The following is a 26,614-nucleotide window of genomic DNA, read 5'->3' on the forward strand; positions in this document are numbered from 1 at the left end:
GGATCCGACCCCATGCCGCACACACCCCGGACCAGTTTCGGAATCATGACCGCCCCCTCGCAGGTCGACTACCACGACCTCCTCCGCGTCTGGCGCGAGGCGGACGCCCTTCCGCAGATCGAGCACGCCTGGTTGTTCGACCACCTCATGCCGATCTTCGGCGATCCCGGCGGACCGGCCTACGAAGGCTGGACGCTGCTCTCCGCCCTGGCCGCGCAGACCCGACGGCTACGGCTCGGCGTGATGGTGACCAGCAACCGGTTCCGGCCTCCCGCGATTCTCGCGAAGATCGCCGCGACCGTCGACATCGTCTCCGGCGGACGGCTCGACTTCGGTATCGGCGCCGGCTCACGACCCGGTCATCCCCTGGCCCGGCGCGAGTACGAGGCTCACGGCCTGCCCTTCCACGACTCCGGGTACGCCGTGGGGAGCCTCGCCGAGGCCTGCACGGTGATCCGGCGGTTGTGGACCGAGGAGGAACCGTTCGACTTCCACGGCACCTACCACCAACTCACCGGAGCGTTCGGCAACCCCAAGCCCGTCCAGCGCCCCCACCCGCCGATCCTCATCGGCGGACGCTCGTCCGCGACGCTGCGCGTGGTCGCCGAACACGCCGACCTGTGGAACTTCCCCGGCGGGGACATCGAGGACGCCGTCGGCCGTGGCGCGCTCCTCGACCGCTACTGCGCGGAGATCGGCCGCGACCCCGCCGCCGTCGTCCGCTCGATGTTCGTGCCCGTCTCCTACGACCGGCCCGAGATGACCCGGCACGCGATCGGTGAGGCGCTGGCGGCGGGCTTCGGACACATCGTCCTCGGTCTTTCGGCGCCCTACCCGGCCGAGGTCGCACAGTGGGTCGCCGACGAGCTCATCAGCACGTCCGCCTGACCGGTTCGGGACAGACGGGTTTCGGTCGGGTTCGTGCGGGGAGCCCAGGGGAATGCCTACGCGCAGGCGTTCGAGCGGTCTCACTGAGGTTCCATCTGCGGGCGGGGGCACGGGCCATGAGAACACCGCGGGCGATCTGGGACGAATGGCGGTTACGCCGGTACGAGGCCCGGCGCAGGATGCGCGATGCCGAGGAGTGGGAGCGGGCGACCGGCCACAAGGACTGGGGAGACGACCGGATCGGCACCGCGCTGACGGCCGTACTCACCCTGCGTGAGTCTCTGGAGGCCCGGCGCCTGTCGGCACTCCGCCCCGGCGTCGAACTGGGCGTGACGGAGGTCGAAGAGGCCTGGGCCGGGATGGACGGAGGACCCTACGCGTTCACGCTCGGCCTCCTCGAACGTCTCCGCGCCGCGCGACTCGTCAGCATCGCCCCGGCCGACGACGGCAGGATGCGGCTCACCGTCCCCGAAGGACTGCACGACCGCCTGAGGTCACGCTGGCCCGCGGACGAGGAGGCCGAGTGGCACGAGCAACTCCTGGACCACGCACGCTTGTCGGCGCAGCCCGGCGGCACATGGTTGGATCTGCCGCTTCTGGCCGGGTACTGGTGGCGGAACCTGGTGTGGCACCTGTGGCACTGCGATCCCGAGAAGGCCGCGGCGCTGCTCGCGGATCCGCGGTGGCAGATCGCCAGGATCCAGCGGTTCGAGGTGCGGGGACTGCTGGCCGACCTGGCCCTTGTCGACTCCCCGGAGTCCAGGGCCACGACTTCGGCGATCAACAAGGTCATCGGCAGACAGGATCCCGCGGCACTCCGCGATCCGGGAGAACTGGCCCACGAGCTGCTGCGAGCACTGGGTCACGCGGGGCAGGTCGCCGCCCTCGCCGTCCGGCAGCCGACGGGGCTGCACGCGGTCCTGCAACTACCGCGGTTCACCCAGGACTTCGCCATGTCACCGGACAACACCTGGCTGGTCGCGGTCGGCCGGGACAAGCACATCAGGATCTACGACGTGGCGACGAGGTCCGTGCGCCTGGTGATCCCGGCCCTTCCCGAGGTGGGCTGTCACTGCGCCGTCGCGCCGGACGGCAGCTTCGTCATGACCCGGTGCGCCGGTGAGGGAGCGCGGGCGTGGGACGCGGCCGACGGCGAGGAACGGATCCCCTTCGAGGCCGGCCATGTGGCGGATTCCGTGTACGGCCCGGACGACATGTGGCTCGCCTACGACGCGGCGACCGGCGACCTCGTCAACCCGTTCACGGGCGAACGCCGGCGAACGAAGCCGCTGGCACGGCAGGTCGGACATCTGGCTCTCGCCGCCGACGGTTCGGTTCTGGCCATGGGGAACGCGCGTGGCCAACTCGGGCTCTGGGACCCGCGTACCGGCCGCCGGATCGCGGAGCTGCCCGACCATCCGCACGCGGTCAACCGGCTCGGCATGGCAGTGGACGGTTCGTGGATCGCGATCGGTGACGTGTACGGGATCCGGGTTCTCGAACTCCCCAGTGGGGACGAGCGTTTCACACTGCCGCAGAGAGGCACCGATTTCGTCACCACCGACGACTGGCTGGCCGTGCCCGACTTCGGCCGGGTGCAGATCCGGTCCATCCGCACCGGCGACCTTCTCCGCACGCTCGAAGTCCACAACGACAACGTCCACGAGTGCCACATGTCACCCGACCGGAGATACCTGCTGACCATGGACCGCGAGGGCACCCTCATCGTGTGGGACGCGGCCAGTGTCGTCCCCTGACCCGTTGCGCGTGCGCGTGGGTGTCCGTGCCCTTGCCCCCGCCCAGCAGAGGGCCATACCGAAGACGGCCAACGCCGCCTGATGCGGGGCTGGTTGTCATTCGCACGACGAGGAATCGCCCCGGGGACACCGTACGCCGGCGTCGTGGAACTCGACGCGGGGGCGGGGCGACTCCGTTCGGCGTCAGCTCGGCGTCAGCGGCCCTTGCGCACCCGGGCCGCCGCACGCGCCTCCGCGGCCTTCCGGGCGTCCGCGGTCTTGCGGGACTCCTTGCCGGGACGCCCCGGACGGGTGCCGATGCTGCGGAAGGGCGCGTTGCCGGTGGGCTGCGGCCCGGTCGGCGGCCGCTTGGCCCCGGTGATGGCGGTCAGCGCCGCCTCGCCCGAGCGCACCTGGGTGACGGTCGGCCGGATGCCGGCGTCGGACATCAGCCGGTTCACATCCCGCCGTTGGCCGTGGGTGACCAGGGTGACCACGCTCCCGGACTCCCCGGCGCGCGCCGTGCGCCCGGCCCGGTGCAGATAGTCCTTGGCGTCGGCGGGCGGGTCGACGTTGACGACGAGGTCGAGCGCGTCGATGTGAATGCCCCGCGCGGCGACGTTCGTGGCCACCAGCACGTTGATCTCATCGTTCTTGAACTGGGCGAGCGTGTGCATCCGCTGCGGCTGCGACTTCCCGCTGTGCAGCGCGGAGGCCCGAATGCCGCTGGCCCGCAGATGACGGGTGAACTGGTCCACGCCGGCCTTGGTGTCCAGGAACATCAGCACCCGGCCGTCCCGTGCGGCGATCTCGGTCGCCGTCGCGTACTTGTCGGCGCCGTGGACGTTCAGCACGTGGTGTTCCATCGTGGTGACCGAGCCCGCCACCCGGTCGACCGAGGCGAGCACCGGGTCGTGAAGGTACTTCTGTACGAGCTGGTCGACGTTGTGGTCGAGCGTGGCGGAGAAGAGCAGGCGCTGCCCGTCCGCCGGGATCTGGTCGAGGAGTTCCGAGACCTGCGGCAGGAAGCCCAGGTCGCACATCTGGTCCGCCTCGTCCAGCACCGTGATCCGCACATGGTTCAGGACGCAGTCCCTGCGTGACACCAGGTCGGTCAGCCGGCCCGGCGTCGCGATGAGCACTTCGACGCCGGTCCGCAGCAGCGCCTGCTGGCGGTTGATCGACAGACCGCCCACCACCGTCGCCAGTCGGACGTTCATCGTCTGCGCGTACGGTTCCAGCGCGTCGCTCACCTGCTGGGCGAGCTCCCGGGTCGGTACCAGCACCAGCGCCAGCGGCCGCTTCGACTCCGCTCGGCGGCCCGCCGTCCGGGTCAGCAGGGCCAGCCCGAAGGCCAACGTCTTGCCGGAGCCGGTCCGTGCCCTGCCGAGGACGTCGTGCCCGGCCAGCGCGTTGGGCAGCGTCGCCGCCTGGATCGGGAAGGGCTCCGTCACCCCGAGACCGGTCATCTTGGCCACCAGTTCCGGCGGCAGGCCGAGCGCGTCGAACGCCGCGGCCGGAGGCAGGCCGGTGGAGAGGCTCTGCGGTGTCGAGACGTCGTCCTGCGGCGCCGGCGTCGGCCGGTGCTCGCCGGCGTCGGAGAGTCCAGGAGCCGGCGGCTTCGCGTTCATGGGGAACCTTCCTCAGTCTGACGCCCGGAACGCCCCGGGGCCCGTGCCTCTCGGCACGGGCCCCGGCGACTTCGAAGCGTGCCCCCATTTTACCAGCGGGCACTCGGGCGCCCACCGGTCCGGTGACCGGCGCCCGTCGGCCGGTGTCCGGGAAGGACGGGCCGGAGGCCGGGACAGGTGGGTCGGAGGCCCGGAAGCGCGGGTCGGTGGCTTGGACGGGCGGGCCGGTGGCCGCGAAGGGTGCGCCGGGTGGGCCGGGAACCGGCCCCCGATGTGACCTGCTCCATTGCGAGCGGCGGCCCAGTGTGGCCAGTCTCTCCGCAACGAGTCTCCGAAGAACTGTTATCCGACGTTCCGCAGGCGGTCTCCCAGACAACGGCAGCATCGTTCGGAGTCGAGGACAGGGAAGTTTTCATGAGGAGACAGCACGCGGTGGAGCCGGCGGCGCTGGTGACCGCCGCCCGAGCCGGCGACTCGGCGGCTCAGGACGCCCTGGTCAGCGCGTTTCTCCCGTTGGTCTACAACATCGTCGGGCGCGCTCTGAACGGCTCCGTCGATGTCGACGACGTCGTGCAGAACACCATGCTCCGAGCCCTGGACGGGCTGGAGGGCCTGCGCACTCCGGCGAGTTTCCGCTCCTGGCTCGTGGCGATCGCGATGAACCAGATACGGGCGCACTGGCGGGACCGGCAGCTCGCCCCGGGTGCCGTCGAGGAGGCCGAGGACCTCGCGGACCCCGGCGCCGACTTCGTGGACCTCACCATGGTGCGGCTCCAGCTCTCCGGCCAGCGCCGGGAGACCGCGCTGGCCACCCGCTGGCTCGAACCCGACGACCGAGGCGTGCTCTCGCTGTGGTGGCTGGAATGCGCCGGTGAACTGACCCGGACCGAGGTCGCCGAGGCCCTGGAACTGTCGCCTCAACACGCAGCGGTCCAAGTCCAGCGCATGAAGGCGCAGTTGGAGACGGCCCGCGTAGTGGTACGGGCCCTCGACGCGCGCCCGCCCTGCGGGGAACTCCGTGGTGTCCTCGCCTCGTGGAACGGCCGGCCCTCGGCCTTGTGGCGCAAGCGGATCGCCCGGCACGCCCGGGACTGTGTCCGCTGTTCCGGCCTGTGGACCGGATTGGTGCCCGCCGAGGGACTGCTGGTCGGCCTGGCGCTGATAGCCGTCACACCCGCGCTGACCGCGGCGCTGCGGACCGCCACCGGCGGGATGGCCGCCGCAGGCTCGGCATCGCGGACCGCGGCCGTCGCGGGCCAAGGAGAAGGGGGTCCGGGGGCCGGGCATCGGGCGCCCCGCGGCAGAGCGGTCTCGCGCGGCGAGGCCCGGCGGCGCCGACGCGTCAGGCGCCGGGCCCTGGGCGGCGCTCTCGTGGCGGCCTGTGTGGCGGGCGGCGGCCTCTGGTACCTCGGTACCGGGCCGGGAACATCCACCGACAGGGCGGCTCCCGCGCGGACCGCGGGAGACCCCGTCATGGACCTCTCGGTACCCGGCGCCACCGGCACCCCTTCACCGGCCACGGCCTCCGCCACCTCCTCGGCATCTCCGTCCTCGTCGGCGTCCGCATCGGAGAAGGCGAAGGCAAAGCCGAAAGCCTCCGGGACACCCGGTCCCGCCGAACCGAGTGCGCGGGCCGCCGCGTCCTCGGCTCGGCCGACTCGGCAGGTGTCCGGCATACCCCAGACCCAGTCGGCCCCGACGACCACCGTCGCGCAGGTGGTGTCGCTGGTGAACAAGGAGCGGGCCGCCGCCGGTTGCGGTCCTCTCACGGAGGACGCGCAGCTCGAGGACGCCGCCCAGGCGCACTCCGACGACATGGCCGCCCGCGGCTTCTTCGACCACACCAACCCCGACGGCGCCGACCCCGGTGAGCGCATCACCGCAGCGGGCTACCGCTGGTCCACCTACGGCGAGAACATCGCCATGGGCCAGCAGACTCCACAGGCGGTGATGGACTCCTGGATGAACAGCCCGGGGCACCGCGCGAACATCCTCAACTGTTCGTTCAAGAACATCGGAGTCGGTGTGCACAAGGGGTCGGGAGGCCCGTGGTGGACACAGGATTTCGGGGCGAAGCTGTGACTCCCGGTGGTCCTGCCCGAGCGGGAAACCCGCTGATCACCTTCTTGCCGTACACGCGGGTCCGGATGCGTCCGGGGTCCGGGCAATCGGTGCGGGTAATCGGTCCGGACAACCCCTCAGGTGACGTGCCAGCCGGGTTCGAGGCGGTCGAGAAGAGCATGGAAGGCCGCGTCGGCCCGCCCCCGGCCGGCCTCGGCGAGAGAGGCGACGACCAGGCCGAAGGTCGCGTCGACCAGCAGGGTGGCCTCCGTACGGGCTCGGGCCTCGGTCATGCCGAGGCCACGGAAGGCGGAGGTGAGCAGGCCGGTCCACTCGGTCAGCGTGTCGTGCATGACGGGCCCGTACCGGTCGGGATGGAGCAGGCTGGCGGTCATGATCTCGAGGTAGAGGGGGAGCGCGGGCCGCAGGTCGGGGGCGCTGAACTGCTGCCAGGTCTCCTCCATGAAGCGGCGCAGTCCGGCCGGGTCCCGCGGTGACTCGGCGGGGTCGAGCACGCCCCGGGCTCGCAGGAGCGGGCGCCTCTCGTCCAGGGCGAGCGCCTCGGCGACCATGCGTTCCTTGGTCCCGAAGTAGTACAGGAGCATGCGGTCGCTGGTCCCCAGCGCTCGGGCGAGAGGACGCAGCGACAGGTCGGCCAGGCCGTTGCGAATCAAATACGCCCGGACCCGGTCGACGAGATCGCGGCGTTTGGCCTGATCGGGCGTCCGTGGCATGAGGGCTCCCCTCGTGGCTGCGGTGTCGCTACGGTGGGATGACGTGACACCAAACACATCCCATATGTCCGGATCGGTACGCTTGGCAAGAAAATTTACCGTAGCGAGTGCTACATGTAAGTTTGTTATCGTGACGGGCGTTACGTGAACGCGTGACCTGGCACATGCTCGGACCGGTCGCCGACGGGTCCACGCCGCACCGGCACACTGGTCGCCAGCAGTGCAGAAGGGACTGATTCCCATGGCCCCGGGGGCCATCGACCTCATGGCGATATCTCGCCGGGGGCGCTTCACCCGGCTCTACCGCCGGCCTGAGGGATCGGGCCGCAGGGACGCCGCGAAACCAGCCGAGGAGCCGGAAGGGTCCGCCGTGGCCGCACCCACCTCGTGGCTTGCCCGCAACCGGGCCCTGTGGTCGCGTGCGCTCGAACCGATTCGGCCGTTCGACGCGCCCCGCGCCCGTGCCACCCCCTGGGACGCCTCCTGGCCCCTGTCCCGGGAGCTGACCTCGGCCCGCCGGGCCCGCCGCCTCGTGGTCGCGCAACTGGACGAGTGGAATCTGGAAGACCTGGCGGAAACCGCCGAGCTCCTGGTCAGCGAGCTGGTCACCAACGCCCTGCGGCACACGCGCGGCCCGCTGCGGCTGAACCTGTGCGTGCGTGGCGACCGCTTGCTGTGCGAGGTCGAGGACACGGAGCCCGCCCGCCCCGTGCGCCGCGAGGCCGACGCCGAGGCGGAAGGCGGACGCGGCACCGAACTGCTCGATCTGCTCGCCGAAAGCTGGGGCAGCACGTGCACGCCCACCGGCAAGACCATGTGGTTCGAAATGCCGACACAGACCCCGACGTAATTCCTGCGGTGCCCTGTCCCGCCGTGCTTGCTCCTGCAGTGCCCGCTCCTGCGGTTACCCCTCCCGCCGTGCCGGCTCCTGCGGTTACCCCTCCCGCCGTGCCTCGTCCCGCGTGACCGCTCCAGCCCCGTCGATCCGGTGGCGGAGAGCGACCGCCCGACGCCGACGCTCCCCGCACCGGAATCCGGGCGCCGAGAGCCCCCGCCACGACCGCCCCGAGCAGCAGCCCACCCGAGCGCGCGCCCCCGGGCGAGTGGTGGCGGACCAGTTCGTACGCGACGAAACCGAGCCCGCCTCCGATCCCACGAGGAATCCCGTACGGCGCCACGGCACGCCCGAAGTCGACGACCACCCCGGCGGCCCCGCTCCGGCCGACCCGGCGACGACGACCGGTCGGCGCGCTCAGGTACGGGTGGCCACGTGGGCGGCCAGGAAGTCCAGCAGCGCCGTGTTGAACCGTCCGGGCTGTTCCGCACCGGGGAGGTGACCGGCCCCGTCGATGACGGTCAGGTTCGCGTGCGGGACGAGTTCGTGGAGGGCCTCGGCGTCGGCGACCGGCGTGAACACGTCGTCGGCGCCGACGACGATCAGCACGGGGCACCGCACGGCGGCGAGCGTGTCCCGGTAGTCGGGACGTTCCGCCCGGCCGCGCAGGGCTGCCGCCGCACCGCGGGGATCGGTGGCGCGCATCATGCGCAGGACGCGCTCGGCGACGTCCGGCATCGCGGTGACGTTGTAGTCGGCGAGCATCTTGCCGATGACCTCGTCCGCGTAGCCGTCCATCCCCTCGGCCAGGAGGCGGTCGGCCAGCCGGTTGCGGAAAGCCTTGCCCTCGTTCGTCTCGGCCGGCGCGGAGGTGTCCGACAGGACGAGGGCGCGTACGCGCCGGGCGTGGCCGCGCTGCAGGTCCATGGCGATCTGGCCGCCCATCGAGACGCCGCCCACGACGGCCTGGTCGATGCCCAGGTGATCCAGGAGCCCGACGAGGTCGTCGGCGAAGTCCGCGAGATACACGGTCCCGGGTTGCACGGCGCTGGCGCCGTAACCGCGCAGGTCAGGGGTGATGACACGGTGCCCGGCCGCGACCAGTGCCTCGACCTGCGGTGCCCACAGGGTCCGGTTGAAGGGGTGCCCGTGGATCAGCAGGACGGGCAGCCCGGCCGAGGGCCCTGCGTCGTCGTAGTGGAGCGTCGTCCCGCGTAAGGCTATGGAGGTCATGCCAGGCACCCTATGGGCTGTCCCGTGGTCTCAAGATCATCCCAAGCGCCGACGCGCGGCACGGTCCGCGCCGCTGCGGGAATCGGGTACGACCGCACCGCCTGCCGGGCACGCTCTGCCGTGGATCCGAGCTGAAACCGTCCGCCAGATGCGGTGATGCGGTGATGCGGTGATGCGGTGATGCGGTGATGCGGTGATGCGGTGATGCGGTGATGCGGTGATGCGGCGATGGCCCGGCAGGAGCGCGAAGGTGAGCGCGCCGACCGGGCCATCGACGGGGTGGGGTGGGACTACTCCGCCTCGTACCGGGCTCCGTAGGGGTCACCGGCGCCCGTGTCGCTGTAGTTGGGCGCGCTCTCGGCGGCGGCGGGCCACTGGGGTGCCGCAGACGACCAGCCGTCGGCCTGCCGGCCGGCGTGTGCCATCGGCGCCGAGGAGGTCTCGGCCCCGGACACCCGCACCTGCATCAGGTTTCCGCGCGCCACGACCTTGGAACGGCCCTGGGCCGACTTGTCCCAGTCGCCGTCGCCGAGGATCAGGACCGGGTCGAACATGACGATGGCCGCGGCGAGGATGAGGAAGATGATCGGGCCCAGGAGCATGGGCAGCAGGAGCGAGGCGCTGTCCTTGCCGCCGCTGGTCGCGCCGATGCCGTTGTGGAGATGGACGCTCACCGCGGCCATGCCCGTGTAGTGCATGCCGGTGACGGCCAGGCCCATGACGAGGCTGGCGCCGAGGGTGCGGAGGAAGCCCTGCACGGAGACGGCGGCCCACAGCGCGGCGGTCGCCGCGACGAGGGCGATGATGACCGACAGGGTTACGGTGAACGCGTTGTAGCGGAGCTCTCCGTTGAGATGCATCGCGAACATGCCGAGGTAGTGCATCGTCGCGACGCCGAGACCGGTGATGGAGCCGCCCACGGTGAGGGCTGCGCGCGTGGCACCGCGGTGCCCGACGATGAACACGCCCGCGGAGACCACCACGATGGCCACGACCAGGCTGAGCACGGTCAGCGGGACGTTGTAGGTAATGGGTGTCTCCGCCACGGAAAAGCCGGTCATGGCGATGAAGTGCATCGTCCAGATGCCACAGCCGAGAGCACTGGCTCCCAGCGCGAGCCAGCCCAGCCTCCAGCCGGGCTCATGGTGCACCGTCCGCACCACACAGCGCAGCCCCAACGCCGAGCCCACACAGGCCATGACGTAGGCGGCCACCGGGGTGACCAGCCCGTAGCTGAAGCCGTCGATCGTGCCGTTCATCCGCTCCCTAACGCTTTTCTGCTGACATAGCAAGGACATTGAGCCCTTTTACTGGTAGCGATAGCAAATTCTCAGGCCGATGTTGGTTGAAACTTGCGCGATCGTTATCGGTGTCGAGCGCGCGGTCGGTCCGGCCGGTCGGGGACCAGGGCCGACCGGGCTCCGGCCCCGCACCGGCCTCTCTTACGTCCCGGGGGCCGGACCGGGAATTTCGACGGGTCCTTCCGGCCTTGTGCAGTTCGGAGCCACGTTGCTGCGACGGCGGGGGAGACGGATCGCCGGGAGCGCGTGCGGTGGCGCCTGTGCGAGTCCGACGAAGACGAGGAAGAAGGGTGCGTGCGATGAGCCGGAACAAGGAGAAGGCGCTGCTGGCGGGCGGCTGCTTCTGGGGCGTGCAGGATCTGATCAGGACGTTCCCGGGCGTGCTGGACACCCGGGTGGGATACAGCGGCGGTGACGTGGCGAACGCGACGTATCGCAACCATGGAACGCATGCCGAGGCGATCGAGATCACGTTCGATCCCACGAAGACCGACTACCGGACGATCCTGGAGTACTTCTTCCAGATCCACGACCCGTCGACGAAGAACCGCCAGGGCAACGACATCGGTCTCAGCTACCGGTCCGCCATCTTCTACGTCGACGACGAGCAGAAGCGTGTCGCCGAGGAGACCATCGCCGATGTCGACGCCTCCGGGCTGTGGCCGGGGAAGGTGGTCACCGAGGTGGCCCCGGCCGGTCCGTTCTGGGAGGCGGAGCCGGAACACCAGGACTACCTGCAGCGCTACCCCGACGGCTACACCTGCCACTTCGTACGTCCGAACTGGCGGCTGCCGAGGCGCGCGGAGTCCTGAGCCGGGCCTGACGCCCCACGCCCGCGCCGCTTGCGGGCTGTGGCGTCGTCCCCGTTTCGGTCACTGACGGGCGCCATGTGCGGGTGCGGGTGCCCGTTACGGGTGGCCCGCCCGCCACCCCGTGGTTCCCATGCGTACGCCGCCGAGGCCGGCCGGGCCGTTCCCGGTCAGGGGCGGTGGCCCGGCCCTTCCCGACCGCGTCCGGGATGTCCCGGCCGTACGAGGACGGCGGTGGGCCGGCGGCAGCGGGTCGTCAGCGGGCGCCGGGCCGCGCGGTCATGACCCTGGCCGCCACCGCCGTCGCGGCCAGGATCACCGCGGCGACCCCCAGCGCGTGCTGGGCCGCGGTGCGCGCGTTGCCGGCCGCCCCCAGGTAGATGCCGCCGACGACCGCGACACCGAGTGTGCCGCCGAGTTGCTGTACGGCGTTGAGCAAACCGGCGGCCGAGCCGGTCTCCTGCGGGCCGACGCCGCTGAGCGCCGTACTGAAGAACGGCGGGGTGAACAGGCCGGTACCCAGCCCGGCGACGGCGAGCGCCACGGGCAGTGCGGCCGGATAGCCGCCCGGGTCCGCGCAGCGGTACGCCAGGACGGCGGCCGCCAGGCCGATCGCCAGGACGGCGATACCGGTGTGCATGACGCGCGTCCCGTACCGCGTGACCAGATGCGTGCCCGCGGTCCAGGAGCCGAACGCGAGACCGGCCGACCAGGGCAGCAGAGTGAGTCCCGCGGTGAGCGGGCCGTCGTGCAGGCCGAGTTCGAGGTGCAGGACCACGGTGATCATGACGCCGTTCATCACCGCGAAGAACAGTGTCGACGTGGCCAGCGCGGCGGGAAACGCCCGGCCGCGCAGCAGGGCCGGCTCGATCAGCGGCGCGTGGCCGCGGCGCCCGGCGCGGCGCTGATGGACCACGAACAAACCCAGAACCACGGCTCCCGCAGCCGCGAAGGCCCACCCCGCGGGCCCGGGACCGCCGGAGGCCGGCGGGCACACGACCAGGGCGGTGCCGAGCATGGCGAGGACGGTGCCGGCCGGGTCGAGACGGGGCCGTGCCGGCGCCCGGTCCTCGGTCAGGTACCGGGACGCAGCCAGGACGGCGGCGGCCGGCGGGAGGTTGACGAGGAAGACCGCGCGCCACGAGGAGCCGAACAGGTCGGCGTGGGTCAGGACGCCGCCGAGGACCGGGCCGAGGACCGCGGACAGGCCCATGACCGGACCGATCATGCCGAGGGCCCGGGTGAGTTCGTCGCCCTTGTACATGGCCCGGATCAGCCCGAAGGTCTGCGGGATGATCGCGGCCGCCGCCGCACCCTGCACGGCACGCAGCGCGATCAGCGTCACGGCGCCCGGCGCGAGCGCGCAGGCCAGCGAGGTGGCGGCGAACACGACGACCCCGACGCGGAAGACGCGCCTGCGCCCGGCGATGTCGCCGAGCCGGGCGCCGGTCAGCAGGCCGAGGGCGAACGCGAGGGTGTATGCGGCGCTGAACCACGGGATCGTGGCCCGTACCCCGCCGAGGTCGGTGTGGATGACGGGGCCGGCGACCTGGACGATCGTGGCGTCGAGGAGGTTCATCGCCTCGGCGGTCAGCACCGCGGCGAGGGCGAGCCCACGGCGGCCGGAGCCAGGCGGGGCGACGGTGACGGGACGGCCGGGGCCGGCGGTGCGCTGCGTGGTGCGGGACATGGGTCTCCCCCCGGGGACTGCACGGGTGTGTCGGTGGTGGCCGGACCGCGGACGGGACGGTCGCCGCACGGCGGGCGGCCGGTGACCAGCGTGCCGTCCCGTCCCCACGTGCTTCCATTTCTCCGAAGTTCTTCAGTGATTACTTCCGTCGTGGTCGGCTAATTTGGTGAATATGCTCGTACTGGATGAACTGGACCGGGGATTGATCCACGCGCTGCATGTGGACGCCCGGGCGCCGTTCACGCTCGTCGCCGATGTCCTCGGCTCCTCGACCCAGACAGTGGTCCGCCGCTACCGCAGGCTGTACGCGCAGGCCGGGCTGCGCGTGGTCGCCCTGCCCACGCCCGGCAGCTCCGGCACCCACCAGTGGTTCGTGCGGCTGACCGCCGCGACGCGCAGCGCGCACGACATCGCGCTGGCGCTCGCCCGCCGCCCCGACACCTCCTGGGTACGACTGACCTCCGGAGGCACCGAGATCGTCGCGATCATCCACACCGCGCCCGCGGGACCGGACGCGCACGCGTTGCTGCTGCGCGACATCCCCCGCACCGCGGGGATCACCGCGGTGTCCGCCCACTACCTGCTGCACACCTACCTGGGCGGCCCGACGGCCTGGCGCGGCCGGGTCGACGCCCTGGACGCGGACCAGGAGGCGCGGCTGCGCGCCGCGACCGGTAGGGCGGACACGTCGAACCCCGCTGACCCGGCGACCTCCGACGCCCCCGCCCACCTCCTCACGGACGCCGACCGCCTGCTGGTGTCCGCGCTGCGCGAGGACGCGCGCCTCAGCTACGCGGAACTGGCCGCCGCCACCGGCACCACCGCGTCCACCGCCGCCCGCCGGCTGGCCGAACTACGGGCACGCGGCGCGCTGTTCTTCGACGTCGACATCGATCCGGGACTGCTGGGTGTGACGGTGTCCTCGCTGCTGTGGATGCAGGTGGCCCCCGCACACCTGGATGCGGTGGCGACAGCGCTGGCCGGCCACGACGAACTCGCGGTGGTCGCCGCGACGACAGGACCGACCAACCTCGTCGCCCACGCGCTGTGCCGCGACGCGGAGGCCCTGCACCACTATCTGACGCGGCGGGTGGCCTGGGACGCCGTCACGCGGATCGAGACCGCGCCGGTGTTGCGCACCTACAAGGCCGCGGCGACCCTGCGGGCGGGCTGACCCCGGCCGCCGGCACGGCCGACAGGCGGGCGGCCTCGCGCATTCACGGGAATCTGGATCTGGATTCTCACGGGAACGGCGGCTCGCGCAGGGATGTGGAAGCCTCAGCGGGCTGCCCCGCCGACGATCTCAGACGTAGTCGTTCTTCTTGAGGTCGATCACCCAGGCGCGGCGTTCGCAGATCCTCCCGTCGCGCATGCGGAACACCTCGGCCATCGACATGCGCATCACCTCTCCGGTGTCGCGCATCACCGTTCCGGTGAGTTCGGCCATGACCACGTCGTCCTCCTCGACCATGCGTACGACCTCCAGTTGGGGAGGCGGGACGAAGCCGGGGCCCTCGATGGCGGCGTCGTACGCCTCCTTGCCGGTCAGATGGAAGCCGCCGAACACCGTCCACTCGATGTCGTCGGTCAGGCAGCTCAGGATCTGTGCGTGATCGTTCTTGCGGAAGCCGTCCAGATAGGTCTCGACGGTCTGCTTGTTCCGGGACATGGCTCCTGCTTTCCTGCGCGAAGAAGGGTGCAAGGACGGCTGTATCGCTCTCCGGAGGTCCTGACCCGGACCGTAGACCGTCCAGGCACCTCCATAGCGCTGCTGTGCGCGGGAGGCAAGCGGCGCTCACTCGAAGGTGTGGTGCGTACGGCAGATAGAGTGACGGTCCTCGAAAGGCGTAGTGTCATATGCCTGTTGCCCAGGGCAGGCGGGTAACTCGCAGGCGGGGGCCAGGGGAGAGGACGGCATCACGAGATGACGAGCACCGACTGGAGCGACCGAGGATTGTGCCGTACGGCCGATCCCGACGACCTGTTCGTCGAGGGCGCAGCGCAGAACCGGGCCAAAATACTGTGCGTCGGCTGCCCCGTACTCACCGAGTGCCTCGCCTATGCGCTGGACCATCGCATCGAGCACGGCGTCTGGGGAGGCATGACCGAGCGTGAGCGCCGTGCCCTGCTCCGCCGCCGTCCGACGGTCACCTCCTGGCTGCACCTCCTGGAAACGGCCCGAGTGGAACACGAACGCACCCACGAGGCCACGGCGGTCGCCCAGAGGGCGAGTTGACGCTCCCGCATACCCATGTGCGCGCCGGGGCTTCCGGCTCGTCGGCGGACCGTGGAACGGCGTGGTGTCCGGACGGCAGGGCCTAGCGGCAGGCCCTGCCGTGCTCAGGGAAATCCGGTGGCTCCGGCCTGGAGCCACCCGTAGCATCCGGTCATGATCGAAGACGCCGGGAGCACGGACGACGAGCGTGCTGCGGAGCCGGACAGACAACTCTCCTGGCGTGCCAAGGCTGTTGGTCTCGCCGTTGTCGACGTGGAGGACACCGAGCTTCTGCAGAGCTGGCGATCCGATCCGGTGAACGCCTACCAATTCGGCACCTGGCCGCGCTCACTCACCGCGACGCGGGAGCGCATCGAACGCGACAGCGACGACGACGATCGCGACGACTTCCTCGTTCTGCTCCCGGACGGCACTCCCATCGGCCACATCGCTCTGAGCTGCCAGAACATGACCGATGGAACCGCGGAGGTCGAGCTGATGCTCGACCCGCGGCATCGGGGCCACGGTCACGGCACCGACGCGCTCGACGCTCTCGTGGACCTTGCGTTCGGTGAACTCCCGCTGTACCGGCTCACCGCGGAGACTCACACCGTTAACGCCCCCGCCCTCGCGGTGCTCGCCAAATCCGGCTTCGTGCGGGAGGGCGTCAGCCGCGCCGCCTGTCTCCATCGCGGCCGGCGCCACGACGTCGCTGTGTTCTCACTGCTCCGCCCCGAATGGGAAGCGTTGAGCCGTCCTCGCGCCTGGGACGCCTGACCGGACACCGGACGCGCGGCCACCTTCCGGCCCTGTCGGCCTCTCCCACGCACGATGAGGCCAAGGGCGAGCGAACCATGGCCACGCCCATGGCGCCGCGAATCCTCCGCGATCTCCGCCGCGGCACTGCGCGCGGATTCCGCACGCAGTGCCGACCTCGGTCAGCCGATCTTCGTCTTCCGCTCGGCCTGCGCGAAATGAGGTGGGAAGCGGCTCAATGAGACGGACTGCCGAAAAGGATCGAATTTCCAAGGGCTGTCCCATGTGCGTCTTTTACCGGACACTGGCATCGGTGAAATCCAGCCAGTTGTGTGGTGCGACATTGTGCGCAGGGGCGTGAACTGTCACCGTCGTGCGCGGAACGACAACCCGATCATGACTTTCGACTACCTCAACTCCCTTGCTGCGTAAGGCTGTTGGCTCGCAAATGTGCCGCCGCGGTCAAAATGCCAATTTCTCCGCCATTTCCCGGATCCAGCCCTGAGGCAGCGTATGCCGGGCGGCCGTCACCTTCCATGAACAACAAATCCCGGCACTGTGCGGTTTCGCGTCGGTCGACCCGCCCGACGGTAATCCGCAGATCCATAGAAGGAGATGTTTCGCAGTCATGAGAAAGAGTTCATTTTCAGTTCACTCCGACACGGCGCGCGTCCAGCGCGGGGGCATCATGAACGCGAGACCGGGCTGGAGGGTCCGGATCGGGGTCTTCGCCGCCACGACGGCGCTCCTCTCGGCGGGCACCCTGCTCGGTGCCAATCCGGCGTCGGCGGCGCCCGCGGCCATCAAGCTGACCTCCTCGTCCTGTCCCAGCGTGATCCTGCAGGGTCAGGTGAGCGGCTGCGTCACGGAGTTGCAGAACCTCCTCAACGCGCACGGTGCCGGTCTGGTGGTGGACGGCGACTTCGGGGCGAACACGCTCTACGCGGTGCGCGAGTACCAGTCCTCCGTCGCGATCGCCGTGGACGGGCAGGTGGGCCCCCAGACCAAGGGCAAGCTGTACGCGACCGGGGGCTCGGCGCCCGCACCGATCAATCTCATGTCCTCGTCGTGCCCGGCGAACATCGTCCAGGGCAACAAGAGCGGATGCGTCACCGAACTGCAGCGGTTGCTCCGCCACTTCGGCTACGAGATCGACGTGGACGGCGACTTCGGGTCGGGAACGAACAGCGCGGTCCGCAGCTTCCAGTCCTCGCACGGTCTGTCGGTCGACGGCCAGGTCGGTACGAACACCAAGCGGGAGCTGTACAACACCGACGAGTCGGCGTCGACGGCGTTGGACCTGCGATCGGCGTCCTGCCCCTCGAACATCGTGGAGGGGGAGAGCGGCGGTTGCGTCGCCACGCTGCAGGCCCTGCTCAACGGCAAGGGACAACACCTTGACGTGGACGGCCAGTTCGGGCCCCTGACCCTGACGGCCGTGAGGTCGTTCCAGTCCTCGGCGGGTCTTTCCGTCGATGGCGAGGTCGGCCCGAACACCAAGACCGCCCTCTACGCGAACATCAGCACGGGCGGTGGCAGCGGCGCGCCGGCCCCGATCAACCTGAACTCCAGCTCGTGCCCGAGCAACATCGTGAAGGGCCAGAAGAGCGGCTGCGTCACCGAGCTGCAGAGCCTGCTCAACCACCACGGGGCCGATCTCGCCGTTGACGGCGACTTCGGGTCGATGACCGACAGCGCGGTCCGGGACTTCCAGGCCGAGAAGGGCCTGTCGGTCGACGGCCAGGTGGGCTCGAACACCAAGGCCGCTCTGTACGGCGCGGTCACCCCGCCGACGTCGCCCCCGCCCGGTGGCGGGTACAGCAAGATCCTCGATGTGGCCGCGGCCGAGGCCGGCACGGTCGAGGGCAGCGCTCGGGCGAACAGCTACGGTTCGGCCGTGGGCCTCTCGATGTCCACCAGCAACTACGCCTGGTGCGCGACCTTCGTGAGCTGGGTGGCGAAGCAGACGGGTGCCACCTCCTACCGCAACACCTATGTCTCGGGCTGGGTCAACCAGGCACGGGCCGGCAACTACCACCTCTCGGTGACGACCGACCCCCAGCCGGGCGACATCGTGGCCTTCGACTGGGACGGTGGCAACAACTACACCGGCGGCCACGAGCACATAGGCATCGTGCGGACGGTGAGCGGAGGCTCCAGCTTCACCACCGTCGAGGGCAACACGGGCAACCCCAACGGCGGTTCGGACGGCGTCTACGTCAAGACCCGCGGCACGAACAGCGGATACGACGTGCTGTTCATCCGCGTCCGCTGACCAACCGGACGACTGGCCCGCCGGCGGGCCGGACCGACCGGTCGGCTGACCCGGCAGGGCCGTGATCCATCCCTCACCACCGGATGGATCACGGCCTGTCAGCCGCCGGAACGTCCGCACCGGCCCTCCGGTCGCGCCGTGGCCGACCCGGGTGCCGGTTCGGGTACCGGCCAGGGCGTCGGCTCGGACATCGGTTCGGTGGAGAGGAACACCGGCGTCACCGAGACCGGCAAGGTGACGACCCCTCCGTCGTGCGTCACCGGCACGGGAGTGCCGAAGGCGTCGACGGCGTGCGCCTGCGTGTGCGGCCAGGAGCGGGCGACGGGCGTGGCCGCCAGTTCCTCGCCCGCGAACACGTCACCGGCGGTCCAGATGACCTCCAGAGCGCCGCGCCCGTGCCGCTCCACCGCGTAAACGTAGAGGTCGGGGTCCTGCCCGGCGGCGACGCGGCGCACACGCTCGACATCCTTCAGCTGTGCGGCCAGGAGCGCGAACGTGTCGGCCGACGGGTGGCGGACCGACAGCTCGGTACCGTCGTAGTCGAGCAGTGCCAGTTTGCCGAAGAGGAATCCCATCAGGTTGAGCCGGTCGCGATAGCCGGGGATCTCCGGGGCGAGGTTCCAGCACGCCGTGCGGCCGACGCCGGCGGCCAGGGCGAGGATGTTGCGGGTCACGATCCGCCGGCAGTTGATCCGGTCCCGCCGCGCGCTCAGCTCCGGCGGGCTGCTCCTTCCGACGGCCGGGCCCGGCAACGGCTTCCGCGTCAACCGCGGCACGCAACCTTCATAGGAGAGCGAATGGCGCGGACTCCGCACGAGAAACACCCGCCCGAGGGCACGTCCCTGGGCCGCGACCCCGAAGGGGAGTTGACGGTGTCCGTCACCTACTCCACCGAGACCTCCGCGGCACGCAAGTCGTGGTGGCGGGTCCGCGCGATGGTGAAGCGGCCGCTGAGGGTGCGCCGCCGGACGCGTTGACGTCTCGACCACGGCGTCCGCGGGCACACCTTTGCGTGCCGAGTGTCACGCCTGACCGGAACCGTCGCCCGGGCTCCGCCCTCCCGCTAGGCTCAGGTCCATACCTGTGGTCAGCGGGGAGGGCGAAGCGCACGTGACGCGGCCGACGTGCCGGTCACGAGCGACTCGTCCATCACCACCCCGTTTCTACGAGCACGGCGGCGCGACCCGGCCGCCGAGGCGGCAGCGGGCGTCCGCAGACCGGCGGGCCGCCGCTCGCGCAAGAGCCGACTCGGCCCGTCACACCGGAACACACCGGCCGGCACCGCTCCTTGGGCGCCGACCGGCAGAGATCCTTCCGTCCGCGTATCGACATCCACTCATAGAGGTCCGATGCCCACCCTCAGATTTGGCAAGTACCTGACATTAGCGGCCGCGGCCCTTCTGCTGCTGGCCGCGGCTCCCGGAGCCGTGGCCGCCACCGCGGATCCTGTGGGCAACGCGCAGGCGGCCTCCGCCGCCGCTCCGGCGGCCGAGACCTGGCAACCGCCGCTGTCCACCCGCGGGCGGTACATCGTGGACGCCAACGGCAACCGTTTCCGGCTGAAGTCGGCCAACTGGGACGGAGCGCAGGGCTCCTGGACGGGCAGCGGCAGCATCGACGACCCGGCCAACCACCACGCCGGCCAGGACTCCTACGGCATCCCCCTCGGCCTGGACCGCGCCACCCTGCCCCAACTGCTGGGCGATTTCCATCGGCTGGGCATCAACAGCATCCGGCTCCCCTTCTCCAACGAGATGATCCACACGACGACGCCGGTGCCGGACGCCGCCGTCACGGCCAACCCGGGGTTGCGCGGCAAGACACCCCTGCAGGTCTACGACGCCGTGGTCGCCGCGCTCACCCAGGACGGGTTCGCGGTCATCCTCAACAACCACACGAACACCTCACGATGGTGCTGCGGCGTCGACGGCAACGAACGCTGGAACAGCGGGCAGTCGACCCAGCAGTGGGCGGACGACTGGGTCTTCATGGCCCGTCGCTACGCCGGTGATCCGGGGGTGGTGGGCGCCGACCTCTACAACGAGGTACGCCGTGACGTACTGGACGACCCCAACTGGGGCCTGGGCGACGCCCACGACTGGTACGCGGCCGCCCAGCTCGCCGCGGACCGCATCCTCTCCGAGGCCAACCCCAACCTCCTCATCGTCATCGAGGGGATCAACTGGACGGGCCTGCCGGTCGACGGGCTGCCGCACGGGCGCCCCACCCTCACCCCCGCGCGCATGCTCTCGCACACCCTCGTCGCCGCCCACAAGCTCGTGTACTCCGCCCACTTCTACGGTTACACCGGCCCCAACCACAGCGGCGCCACCGGGATCGGCGAAACCCACGACGCCCGCTACCAGGACCTCACACGCGACCAGCTCTACCAAGTCCTCGACGACGAGGCCTTCTTCGTCTCCTCGGAGGAGAACCAGCACTTCACCGCGCCGGTGTGGATCAGTGAGTTCGGCATCGGGGCGGGTGAGACGAACACGGCCGCCCGCACCTGGTTCGGCAACATCACCGACTACTTCGCCGACCACGACGTCGACTTCGCCTACTGGCCGCTCGTCGGCTGGGAGGGCCACGACGACTGGTCCCTGCTGCGCTACGACACCGCCGGCAACCGGTACGGCATCCTCGACCAGTCCGACTGGCGCGGGACCGCCTGGAACCGGCTCATGACCGCCCCGACCCGCACCGGGTCCGTCACGGCGGTACCGAGCTGGCGCATGCTGGCCACCGACCACGGCGACTATGTGCAGTCGCTCCGGGTGCGGGCCGGCGGGGACTGGAACTCGGGTGCGTCCAAAGCCGCTTGTCCCGACGGCGAGCGGCTGATCGGTCTCGGCCACAGCGGCGTCCGCGCGTTGTGCACCGACGTCTCCACCGGCGACCTGCGCTCCGCGGCCGACACCCAGACCGTCGTCACCGACGAGCGCTATGTCCCGGCGGGCGGCGACTGGGCCTCCGGATACACCAAGTTGCAGTGTCCGGCAGGTAACTTCCTCATCGGCTACAGCCGCCGCGGCGGCCGGACATCGGCGGCCCTGTGCGTTCCCGCCGGCTCCTCACCGGCGGGCGCCGGACGCACCGTGTGGTTCGACCGTTCCGACAACCGGCCCGTCAACGCGGCAGGCGGTGACTTCGCGAACGGCGACTACAAGGGCCAGTGCGCCGACGACGAGTACGCAGCGGGGATCGCCTTCACAACTCGCGTGGGCGCCGGCCAGGGTCCGGCCGCCCTGCTGTGCCGCAAACTGAACTGATCACCGTTCGACCGGAACGGACGCGGTCCGTGCGCCGGGCAGAAGGTCCGCCCGAGTCGCACCGTGCCGTGCCGTGAGCGACGTACAGCCCCGCGAGAGCCCTCGACGCCGGGACCCCGCCGACCAGCCCTCACACCGGCCGGCTGGGTCCCGTCCGTGTGTCCCTCCGACTCCGGACCATCAGCCCTGCCCCGTGTCGGTCCTGCCCGGGTGGGTCCAGATCCGCAGGGGGCCGACCGGCTCGAAGCCGTGCCGCACGGCGGCCGCGAGGGCGTCGCCGTGCTCGTAGCCGACGACCGGCAGGGTGGGACACAGTCGGTGGACGGCGTCCAGGACGACCGGCCAGGCCGTGTCGGGCCCACCGTCGAGTGCGAAGACGTTGGAGACTCCGATGACCTGGTCGCTGCGGCTCGCCACCGCTCCGGCGACCACCCGACCGTCGGCGGAGTGTCCGGCGAGCACGAAGGTGGCCGGGTCGTCGAGCAGCTCGGGGCGGAACAGGTCCGCGTTGCCGTTCCCGTCGTCCCAGGCCGTCGCCCAGTCGCGCAGTGTCTCCGCGTCACCCGCAACGTCCCACGCGAGACCCGAGGGACCGACGGGTTCGTTCGCCGGGCGGTGGATCCACCGGGCGTCGAACAGAACCTGGAAACCGGCCGTCGCCAGGTCGAGGTCGGCGAAGCTGTCCTTGACGGAGGCGCCCGGCGCGGCGGTGTCGATCCGGTCCACCAGCGCGGCCGGATCCGCACCGGGTACCAGCGTCACCGCGTCCGGGTAGTACAGCGGAGTGCGGGACGGGGCGGCCCACGCCTGTTCCCCGAACTCGCCCGCCACACCGTGGGACCGGCTGATCGCCGCGCACCACTCGGCGTTGTTGTGGGCGGCGGCCCGGACCAGGGACTGATTCGGCGTCTTCATGAGGGCGGATCATGGCACGGACCCGGTGGATCCTCCGCCGGTGGGCGACGGGGGGTAAGAGTGAGGGCCCGAGACCGGGCAGGGATTCGGGCCCTCACATGCCGCGCATCCGTCGGGGGCGTTTGCGCGATGACCACTTCAACGAGCTTCGTGCCGGGGGGATACGATCTGTCGCCCGGCAGGGATCGGAGAGCACACGCCTACCGCGTGCGCGCGACCTCTGGCCGTGGCTCCACGGTCGCGAGCACTCCCCGTACGGCTGTTCCGTCCGGCCAGGCCCATCCGGCGACGAGGCGTCCGTACGACCCCGGCGCGGCCTCCTCCGACTTCAGGACGCGGTTCACCTGAACGTCGAACACGTCCCCAGGGCCGGCTCCGTGCACAGTGACGGTCGGGTCAGGGGTGTCGCTCCGGCTCTGCTGCTGCGCTGCCGCCTCACCGCGCAGGAGCGCGCCCAACTGTGCCGTCACCACCGGGTCGTGGACGCCGTCGTAGAGCCATCGGGTGCCCAGCACCCCGTGCTCGGAGGTGCCGATCAACGCCTCGGCGGGCGCATCTCGCAGCACCTCGCCCCGGTAGCCCATCGGCACCAGATACGCCACCGGTTCCCGCGCGCCGGCGTCGACCACGACCATGAACTCGATGCCCACCGCGCCCTCGGGATCGTCCAGACGGAACCCGCCGACCTTGACCAGTTCAGGCGCGTCCGTGTCGCCCACGTACCAACTCTGCTTCGGCAGCCAGGCGGTGAGCAGTTCTAGCTTGGTGGGCGTCATGGTGGTGTGGTGGATTTCGGCCATGCGAGCTTCCTCACGCGTAGGTCGGGCCCGTTCTCCAACGGGATGTGATCGAACCTATAGGAACCCTCTGTGCGTCCCGGGCGGCGGCAACCGGCCTCGTAGACCTGCCCGTTGTCCGGTCGAGCTCCGACGGCCGCGTTCCCGACCCGCGTGGTGTCACCGGACACCGGAAGCCATGTCGCACCCGGCTCCCGGGCGACTCACGGCAGCCGCTCGACCATCCGGTCGACCAGGGGAGCCGGGTGTGACAGTGCGGCCAGGTGCCCACCGGGAACGGTTTCGGCCTCGATCCCGAGGCGGTCGCGGGCCACCCGGCGTTGGAACTCCAGGGGGAAGAAGCGGTCCCCGGTCGCGGCGAGCACGCGCGTGGTGACGTCGGGCCATCGCTCGATGTCACAGGGCTGGCCGAAGGCGATGTCGGCCTCGGGCCGTTCGTGGTCCGCTCCGGCGGCGGCGACCTCGGCCGGTACGTCGTGCAGGAAGTAGGTGTCCAGGTCGAACTCGGCTCCGTATCCGCCTGCTTCCGACGCCGCGAGGCGGGCCGGCTCCGAGCCGGTGTTGCCCCACCACTGCCCGGGAGTCTCGCCCGGCAGCGGCACCATCGCATTGACGAGCACCAGGAGTCCTACGGGAACACGGGCGCATGCCATCGGCGCGGTGAAGCCGCCCATCGACTGGGCCACCAGCACGACATCGTCGCGGTCGCCGATCGCGGCGACCACCGCGTCGGTGTACTCGGGCAGCCCCGAGGACTCGTCGGCGCCCGGCAGATCGACGGCGAGCGCCTCATGCCCCCTTGCCCGCAACTCGGACACCACCCGATGCCAGTACCAGGCCGAACCCCCGGCCCCGGGAACCAAGACAAACACGCTCATCCTCGCCTCCGCCTGTGTCAGCTCAAGACGTAGACCGCCGGGAGCGACGAAAGTCATCGGTCGCTGTGACGACCTGGCACCTTTGGTGGTCGATGTTCCAGGAAGCCGGCAGGGCCTCGCCACAGAACACGCACACGAAGTCGTCCTCGCGCACGACGTTGACCTCTTGGCATGACACACACCGACGGAACACCACCGGGTGGGTGAACCCGTCGGGGCGGTCGAACCCGGCTCGCCGCAGAGCATCCGCAACAGCGGGCCACGAGCCGACGTCGGGGCAGTATCCGGTCGACTGGTTGCTGACCTCGTCGACCACCCACCGGCCGGACTCCTCGCTGAAGCTCACCTCACCAGCACTGAGCACCGTTTCCCCGCCCGCGCAGACCACATGCTCGCTTCGACGCGGCGCCAACCGGAGTACACCCTCGGTGTCGACCACGAACGTGAACGGCTCGGCCGACTCTTCCGCGCTGCGGGCCGAAACCCACTGAGCGAAGTCCGCCGCCGAGCGGATGCCCGCACCTTCTCCGCCCGGCCGGACAAGTGCCTTCAGGTCACTGGGTCCGACATAGCGATATTCAAGGCCAGGGGTGTCCATGGCGGCCAACCTAGACCGACACCTGGCCAGGGCAGGGGAAATAACGCCATGCCGACCTGTCGACACAGCCGGGCGGCCCGCGAACCTCGCGTCCACCGAGCTGAGGGCCTGTCCCGAGCCGCCAACATGATCTCAAGGAGCACCACGGCTGCACAGGTCCGATCGACGGCATCGCCGGATCCGGAACACCGGCCGTCTTCGAGGCGCTCGCGGCCGACTCCGACCCGTATCCATGAGCGTGCCGTCGATCGGGGTTCGGCCGCCGCTGCCGGTCGTTCAGTTGGCCGCGGCGGCGGTCGTCTCGGATGGGGGCACAGTCGACGGCGACCCGAACAACGTGCTGAGTAGGTCGAGTTGGGCGTCGATCGCATCGAGGGCGATGAGGGCGGCGGGGGCGGATCGGCTGACCGGGGCCGCGGCCCCAGCCGTCGGGGATTGCTCCGACGGCGCCGTCTCCACCGCGGCGGGCGGGTCCGGACGGCGGCCGATCGCCCGGCGCACGGAGAGTGCGTGCGCCGCGACCTGAGTACGCCGTCGCAGCACGGCAGGGTCGGCGGTGAGCGCGTCCGGTGCCGCCCCGACGGCGTCGGCGAGGTCGTCGACGGGGTCGCCGCAGCGCCGGAGCGCCGCCACGGACCGGAGCGTGAAGCGGTCCGGATGCCACCCAACGGACACCGCCCGGGGTACGGGCACAGCGGCCAGGATCCGCATCGGAGCCGTCACGACCCCCAACTGCTCGACGCGATAGGCGAATCGAGCCTGCGCCGTACGCACGGCCGGACCGCTGCGCCAGTCGGCCTCCATCAACTCGCCCAGCCCCGACAGCGCCGCCGCGGTACGGGCCCGTACGACCGCCTCGGTACGGATGGGCAGGACGAGCCAGGAAGCCGCCACGCCGAGAACCGCGCCGACCGCGATGCCCGCCAACCGGGTGTGCAGAAGGTCTCCGGGGCTCTGCCCGAACCAGTCGTAGAGCAGCGAGAGCACGGCGGTGACGCAGCCCGCCCAGTACGCGTAGCTGAGTTCGCGCAGCCATGTGGCCACGGCCAGCACGACGAAGATCACGACGACCGCGGTGTCCGACCGCGGCCCGAACTGTCCGGATACAGCGGTGGCCACCACCGTGCCGGCCGCCGCGCCGAGCGTTCGCCAGGCTCCCTTGACCAGCACGTCCCCGCGGCTGCGCGCCCCGCTGCACACCAGGAACGCGGTGAGTACCACCCACGCCCAGTGGTCCGGCCACAGATTCCGGCCGACGGCGAACGCGGCGGCCAACGCCGTCGCCATCTGCAGAGCCATCCGCGTACTGGCGGGCAGCCACCGGCGCGGGGCGCGGGGCGCCGTGGTCACCTTCGCGGACGGTGGCCGCGGCACCAGACCGGTGCGCTGTGCCGTCCACGTCACGACGGTTCCCCAGGCGACCGCGGCCAGTGCCGTCACGGCCGCCCAGGCGGTGCGCTCGTGCCCGCTCACGGGCACCGCTCCGGCGGGCACCACCAGGACCGCTATCAGCGGCAGAACGACGAGCGTGCCCGCCCGGGTGGCGCGCGCTCCGAATCGGCGTACCCAGATCGCCGCCACGACTCCCAGGACGAACGCCGCGTCCCCCGTGTCGGGGTGCCGCTGGATCAACGTGCTCAGCTCCGCGCCCGCCGCCGCCGCGCAGGGCAGCACGACGCAGGCCACCAGTCGGTCGGTTCGGTCGAAAAGGCGTTGCACACGGCCGAGCGCCGAGGCGATCACCACCGCCTGCACCACGCTGTCCACGTGCAGCCCCGCCTCGTGCTCGACGAGCAGCGCCCAGCCGTACGTGCCCAGCACGGTGGCCATGCTCACGGCCGTCGTACGCAGGTACATCCCTCGTGGATCGAAGTGCAGCGCACGGCGCGTCGACCTCAAAAAGCTACGCAACACGTAGAACCACCGCCCGGAAAACCCCTGGAACAAGCCATCTGGAGATTCACCCTCCAGTCGTATCGTAAGTGATACC

Annotated in this window: 23 protein-coding genes; 11 read left to right on the forward strand and 12 right to left on the reverse strand. The window is 70.7% G+C overall.

Features of this window, described 5'->3' with window-relative positions:
• Positions 1-12 precede the first annotated feature (12 nt).
• Entirely contained in the window at positions 13-888 is an 876-nt protein-coding gene (locus tag ACIQRL_RS31330) for an LLM class flavin-dependent oxidoreductase (RefSeq protein ID WP_401337835.1), read from the forward strand.
• 116 nt (positions 889-1,004) lie between these two features.
• Positions 1,005-2,645, forward strand: coding sequence for a WD40 repeat domain-containing protein (locus ACIQRL_RS31335; RefSeq protein WP_401337837.1), 1,641 nt, complete (start codon positions 1,005-1,007; stop codon positions 2,643-2,645).
• A gap of 194 nt (positions 2,646-2,839) precedes the next feature.
• Here the strand turns inward: ACIQRL_RS31335 and ACIQRL_RS31340 are convergent, their stop codons facing one another.
• On the reverse strand, positions 2,840-4,255 hold the full coding sequence (locus tag ACIQRL_RS31340; protein ID WP_401337838.1) for a DEAD/DEAH box helicase: 1,416 nt from the start codon (positions 4,253-4,255) through the stop codon (positions 2,840-2,842).
• A 414-nt stretch (positions 4,256-4,669) separates the two neighbouring features.
• Between ACIQRL_RS31340 and ACIQRL_RS31345 the strand changes: the two genes are divergently transcribed.
• Entirely contained in the window at positions 4,670-6,337 is a 1,668-nt protein-coding gene (locus ACIQRL_RS31345; RefSeq protein ID WP_401337840.1) for a sigma-70 family RNA polymerase sigma factor, read from the forward strand.
• Positions 6,338-6,453: 116 nt separating this feature from the next.
• On the opposite strand, the gene ACIQRL_RS31350 is transcribed toward ACIQRL_RS31345, so the two are convergent.
• Entirely contained in the window at positions 6,454-7,050 is a 597-nt protein-coding gene (locus ACIQRL_RS31350; RefSeq protein ID WP_401337841.1) for a TetR/AcrR family transcriptional regulator, read from the reverse strand.
• A gap of 241 nt (positions 7,051-7,291) precedes the next feature.
• Here ACIQRL_RS31350 and ACIQRL_RS31355 point away from each other — a divergent pair, with 241 nt between their 5' ends.
• The gene (locus ACIQRL_RS31355; RefSeq protein ID WP_401337843.1) at positions 7,292-7,900 is read left to right on the forward strand and encodes an ATP-binding protein; all 609 of its coding nucleotides are present in this window, start codon (positions 7,292-7,294) and stop codon (positions 7,898-7,900) included.
• Positions 7,901-8,302: 402 nt separating this feature from the next.
• Here ACIQRL_RS31355 and ACIQRL_RS31360 read toward each other — a convergent pair whose 3' ends face one another.
• Positions 8,303-9,118 (reverse strand): alpha/beta fold hydrolase, encoded by an 816-nt coding sequence (locus ACIQRL_RS31360; RefSeq protein WP_401337845.1) that lies wholly within the window; start codon positions 9,116-9,118, stop codon positions 8,303-8,305.
• Positions 9,119-9,408: 290 nt separating this feature from the next.
• A complete protein-coding gene (locus tag ACIQRL_RS31365) occupies positions 9,409-10,377 on the reverse strand; it encodes an MHYT domain-containing protein (protein ID WP_401337847.1) in 969 nt (322 codons plus the stop codon).
• Between the two features lie 341 nt (positions 10,378-10,718).
• Here ACIQRL_RS31365 and msrA point away from each other — a divergent pair, with 341 nt between their 5' ends.
• On the forward strand, positions 10,719-11,231 hold the full coding sequence (gene msrA / locus ACIQRL_RS31370) for a peptide-methionine (S)-S-oxide reductase MsrA (RefSeq protein WP_401337848.1): 513 nt from the start codon (positions 10,719-10,721) through the stop codon (positions 11,229-11,231).
• 253 nt (positions 11,232-11,484) lie between these two features.
• Here the strand turns inward: msrA and ACIQRL_RS31375 are convergent, their stop codons facing one another.
• Positions 11,485-12,918 carry an MFS transporter gene (locus ACIQRL_RS31375; RefSeq protein WP_401337850.1) on the reverse strand — a complete coding sequence of 478 codons (1,434 nt, stop codon included), beginning with the start codon at positions 12,916-12,918 and terminating at the stop codon, positions 11,485-11,487.
• 172 nt (positions 12,919-13,090) lie between these two features.
• Here ACIQRL_RS31375 and ACIQRL_RS31380 point away from each other — a divergent pair, with 172 nt between their 5' ends.
• A complete protein-coding gene (locus ACIQRL_RS31380) occupies positions 13,091-14,092 on the forward strand; it encodes an Lrp/AsnC family transcriptional regulator (RefSeq protein WP_401337852.1) in 1,002 nt (333 codons plus the stop codon).
• 129 nt (positions 14,093-14,221) lie between these two features.
• Here ACIQRL_RS31380 and ACIQRL_RS31385 read toward each other — a convergent pair whose 3' ends face one another.
• The gene (locus ACIQRL_RS31385; protein ID WP_401337853.1) at positions 14,222-14,587 is read right to left on the reverse strand and encodes a nuclear transport factor 2 family protein; all 366 of its coding nucleotides are present in this window, start codon (positions 14,585-14,587) and stop codon (positions 14,222-14,224) included.
• A 255-nt stretch (positions 14,588-14,842) separates the two neighbouring features.
• Between ACIQRL_RS31385 and ACIQRL_RS31390 the strand changes: the two genes are divergently transcribed.
• From ACIQRL_RS31390 to ACIQRL_RS31400, 3 genes are all read left to right on the forward strand, one after another.
• Entirely contained in the window at positions 14,843-15,154 is a 312-nt protein-coding gene (locus ACIQRL_RS31390) for a WhiB family transcriptional regulator (protein WP_401337855.1), read from the forward strand.
• Positions 15,155-15,307: 153 nt separating this feature from the next.
• Complete coding sequence (locus ACIQRL_RS31395) at positions 15,308-15,910, forward strand: GNAT family N-acetyltransferase (RefSeq protein WP_401337857.1); 603 nt, start codon at positions 15,308-15,310, stop codon at positions 15,908-15,910.
• A gap of 667 nt (positions 15,911-16,577) precedes the next feature.
• Positions 16,578-18,164 carry a peptidoglycan-binding protein gene (locus ACIQRL_RS31400; protein WP_401337859.1) on the forward strand — a complete coding sequence of 529 codons (1,587 nt, stop codon included), beginning with the start codon at positions 16,578-16,580 and terminating at the stop codon, positions 18,162-18,164.
• A gap of 98 nt (positions 18,165-18,262) precedes the next feature.
• Here ACIQRL_RS31400 and ACIQRL_RS31405 read toward each other — a convergent pair whose 3' ends face one another.
• A complete protein-coding gene (locus ACIQRL_RS31405; protein ID WP_401337860.1) occupies positions 18,263-18,940 on the reverse strand; it encodes a hypothetical protein in 678 nt (225 codons plus the stop codon).
• Between the two features lie 21 nt (positions 18,941-18,961).
• On the opposite strand from ACIQRL_RS31405, the gene ACIQRL_RS31410 reads away from it, so the two are divergent.
• Positions 18,962-19,141 carry a hypothetical protein gene (locus tag ACIQRL_RS31410; RefSeq protein WP_401337861.1) on the forward strand — a complete coding sequence of 60 codons (180 nt, stop codon included), beginning with the start codon at positions 18,962-18,964 and terminating at the stop codon, positions 19,139-19,141.
• Between the two features lie 372 nt (positions 19,142-19,513).
• Positions 19,514-21,436 carry a glycoside hydrolase family 5 protein gene (locus ACIQRL_RS31415; RefSeq protein ID WP_401337863.1) on the forward strand — a complete coding sequence of 641 codons (1,923 nt, stop codon included), beginning with the start codon at positions 19,514-19,516 and terminating at the stop codon, positions 21,434-21,436.
• Between the two features lie 180 nt (positions 21,437-21,616).
• Here ACIQRL_RS31415 and ACIQRL_RS31420 read toward each other — a convergent pair whose 3' ends face one another.
• The 5 genes from ACIQRL_RS31420 to ACIQRL_RS31440 form a co-directional block, all read right to left on the reverse strand.
• Positions 21,617-22,351 (reverse strand): hypothetical protein, encoded by a 735-nt coding sequence (locus ACIQRL_RS31420; RefSeq protein WP_401337864.1) that lies wholly within the window; start codon positions 22,349-22,351, stop codon positions 21,617-21,619.
• A 200-nt stretch (positions 22,352-22,551) separates the two neighbouring features.
• Positions 22,552-23,151 carry a 1,4-alpha-glucan branching protein gene (locus tag ACIQRL_RS31425; protein WP_401337866.1) on the reverse strand — a complete coding sequence of 200 codons (600 nt, stop codon included), beginning with the start codon at positions 23,149-23,151 and terminating at the stop codon, positions 22,552-22,554.
• Between the two features lie 200 nt (positions 23,152-23,351).
• Entirely contained in the window at positions 23,352-24,026 is a 675-nt protein-coding gene (locus ACIQRL_RS31430) for an alpha/beta fold hydrolase (protein WP_401337868.1), read from the reverse strand.
• Between the two features lie 22 nt (positions 24,027-24,048).
• On the reverse strand, positions 24,049-24,624 hold the full coding sequence (locus ACIQRL_RS31435) for a hypothetical protein (RefSeq protein ID WP_401337870.1): 576 nt from the start codon (positions 24,622-24,624) through the stop codon (positions 24,049-24,051).
• 276 nt (positions 24,625-24,900) lie between these two features.
• Entirely contained in the window at positions 24,901-26,481 is a 1,581-nt protein-coding gene (locus ACIQRL_RS31440) for an FUSC family protein (RefSeq protein ID WP_401337872.1), read from the reverse strand.
• Positions 26,482-26,614: the final 133 nt, after the last annotated feature.

This window comes from Streptomyces sp. NPDC091209 (assembly GCF_044757755.1).
Classification (GTDB): domain Bacteria; phylum Actinomycetota; class Actinomycetes; order Streptomycetales; family Streptomycetaceae; genus Streptomyces.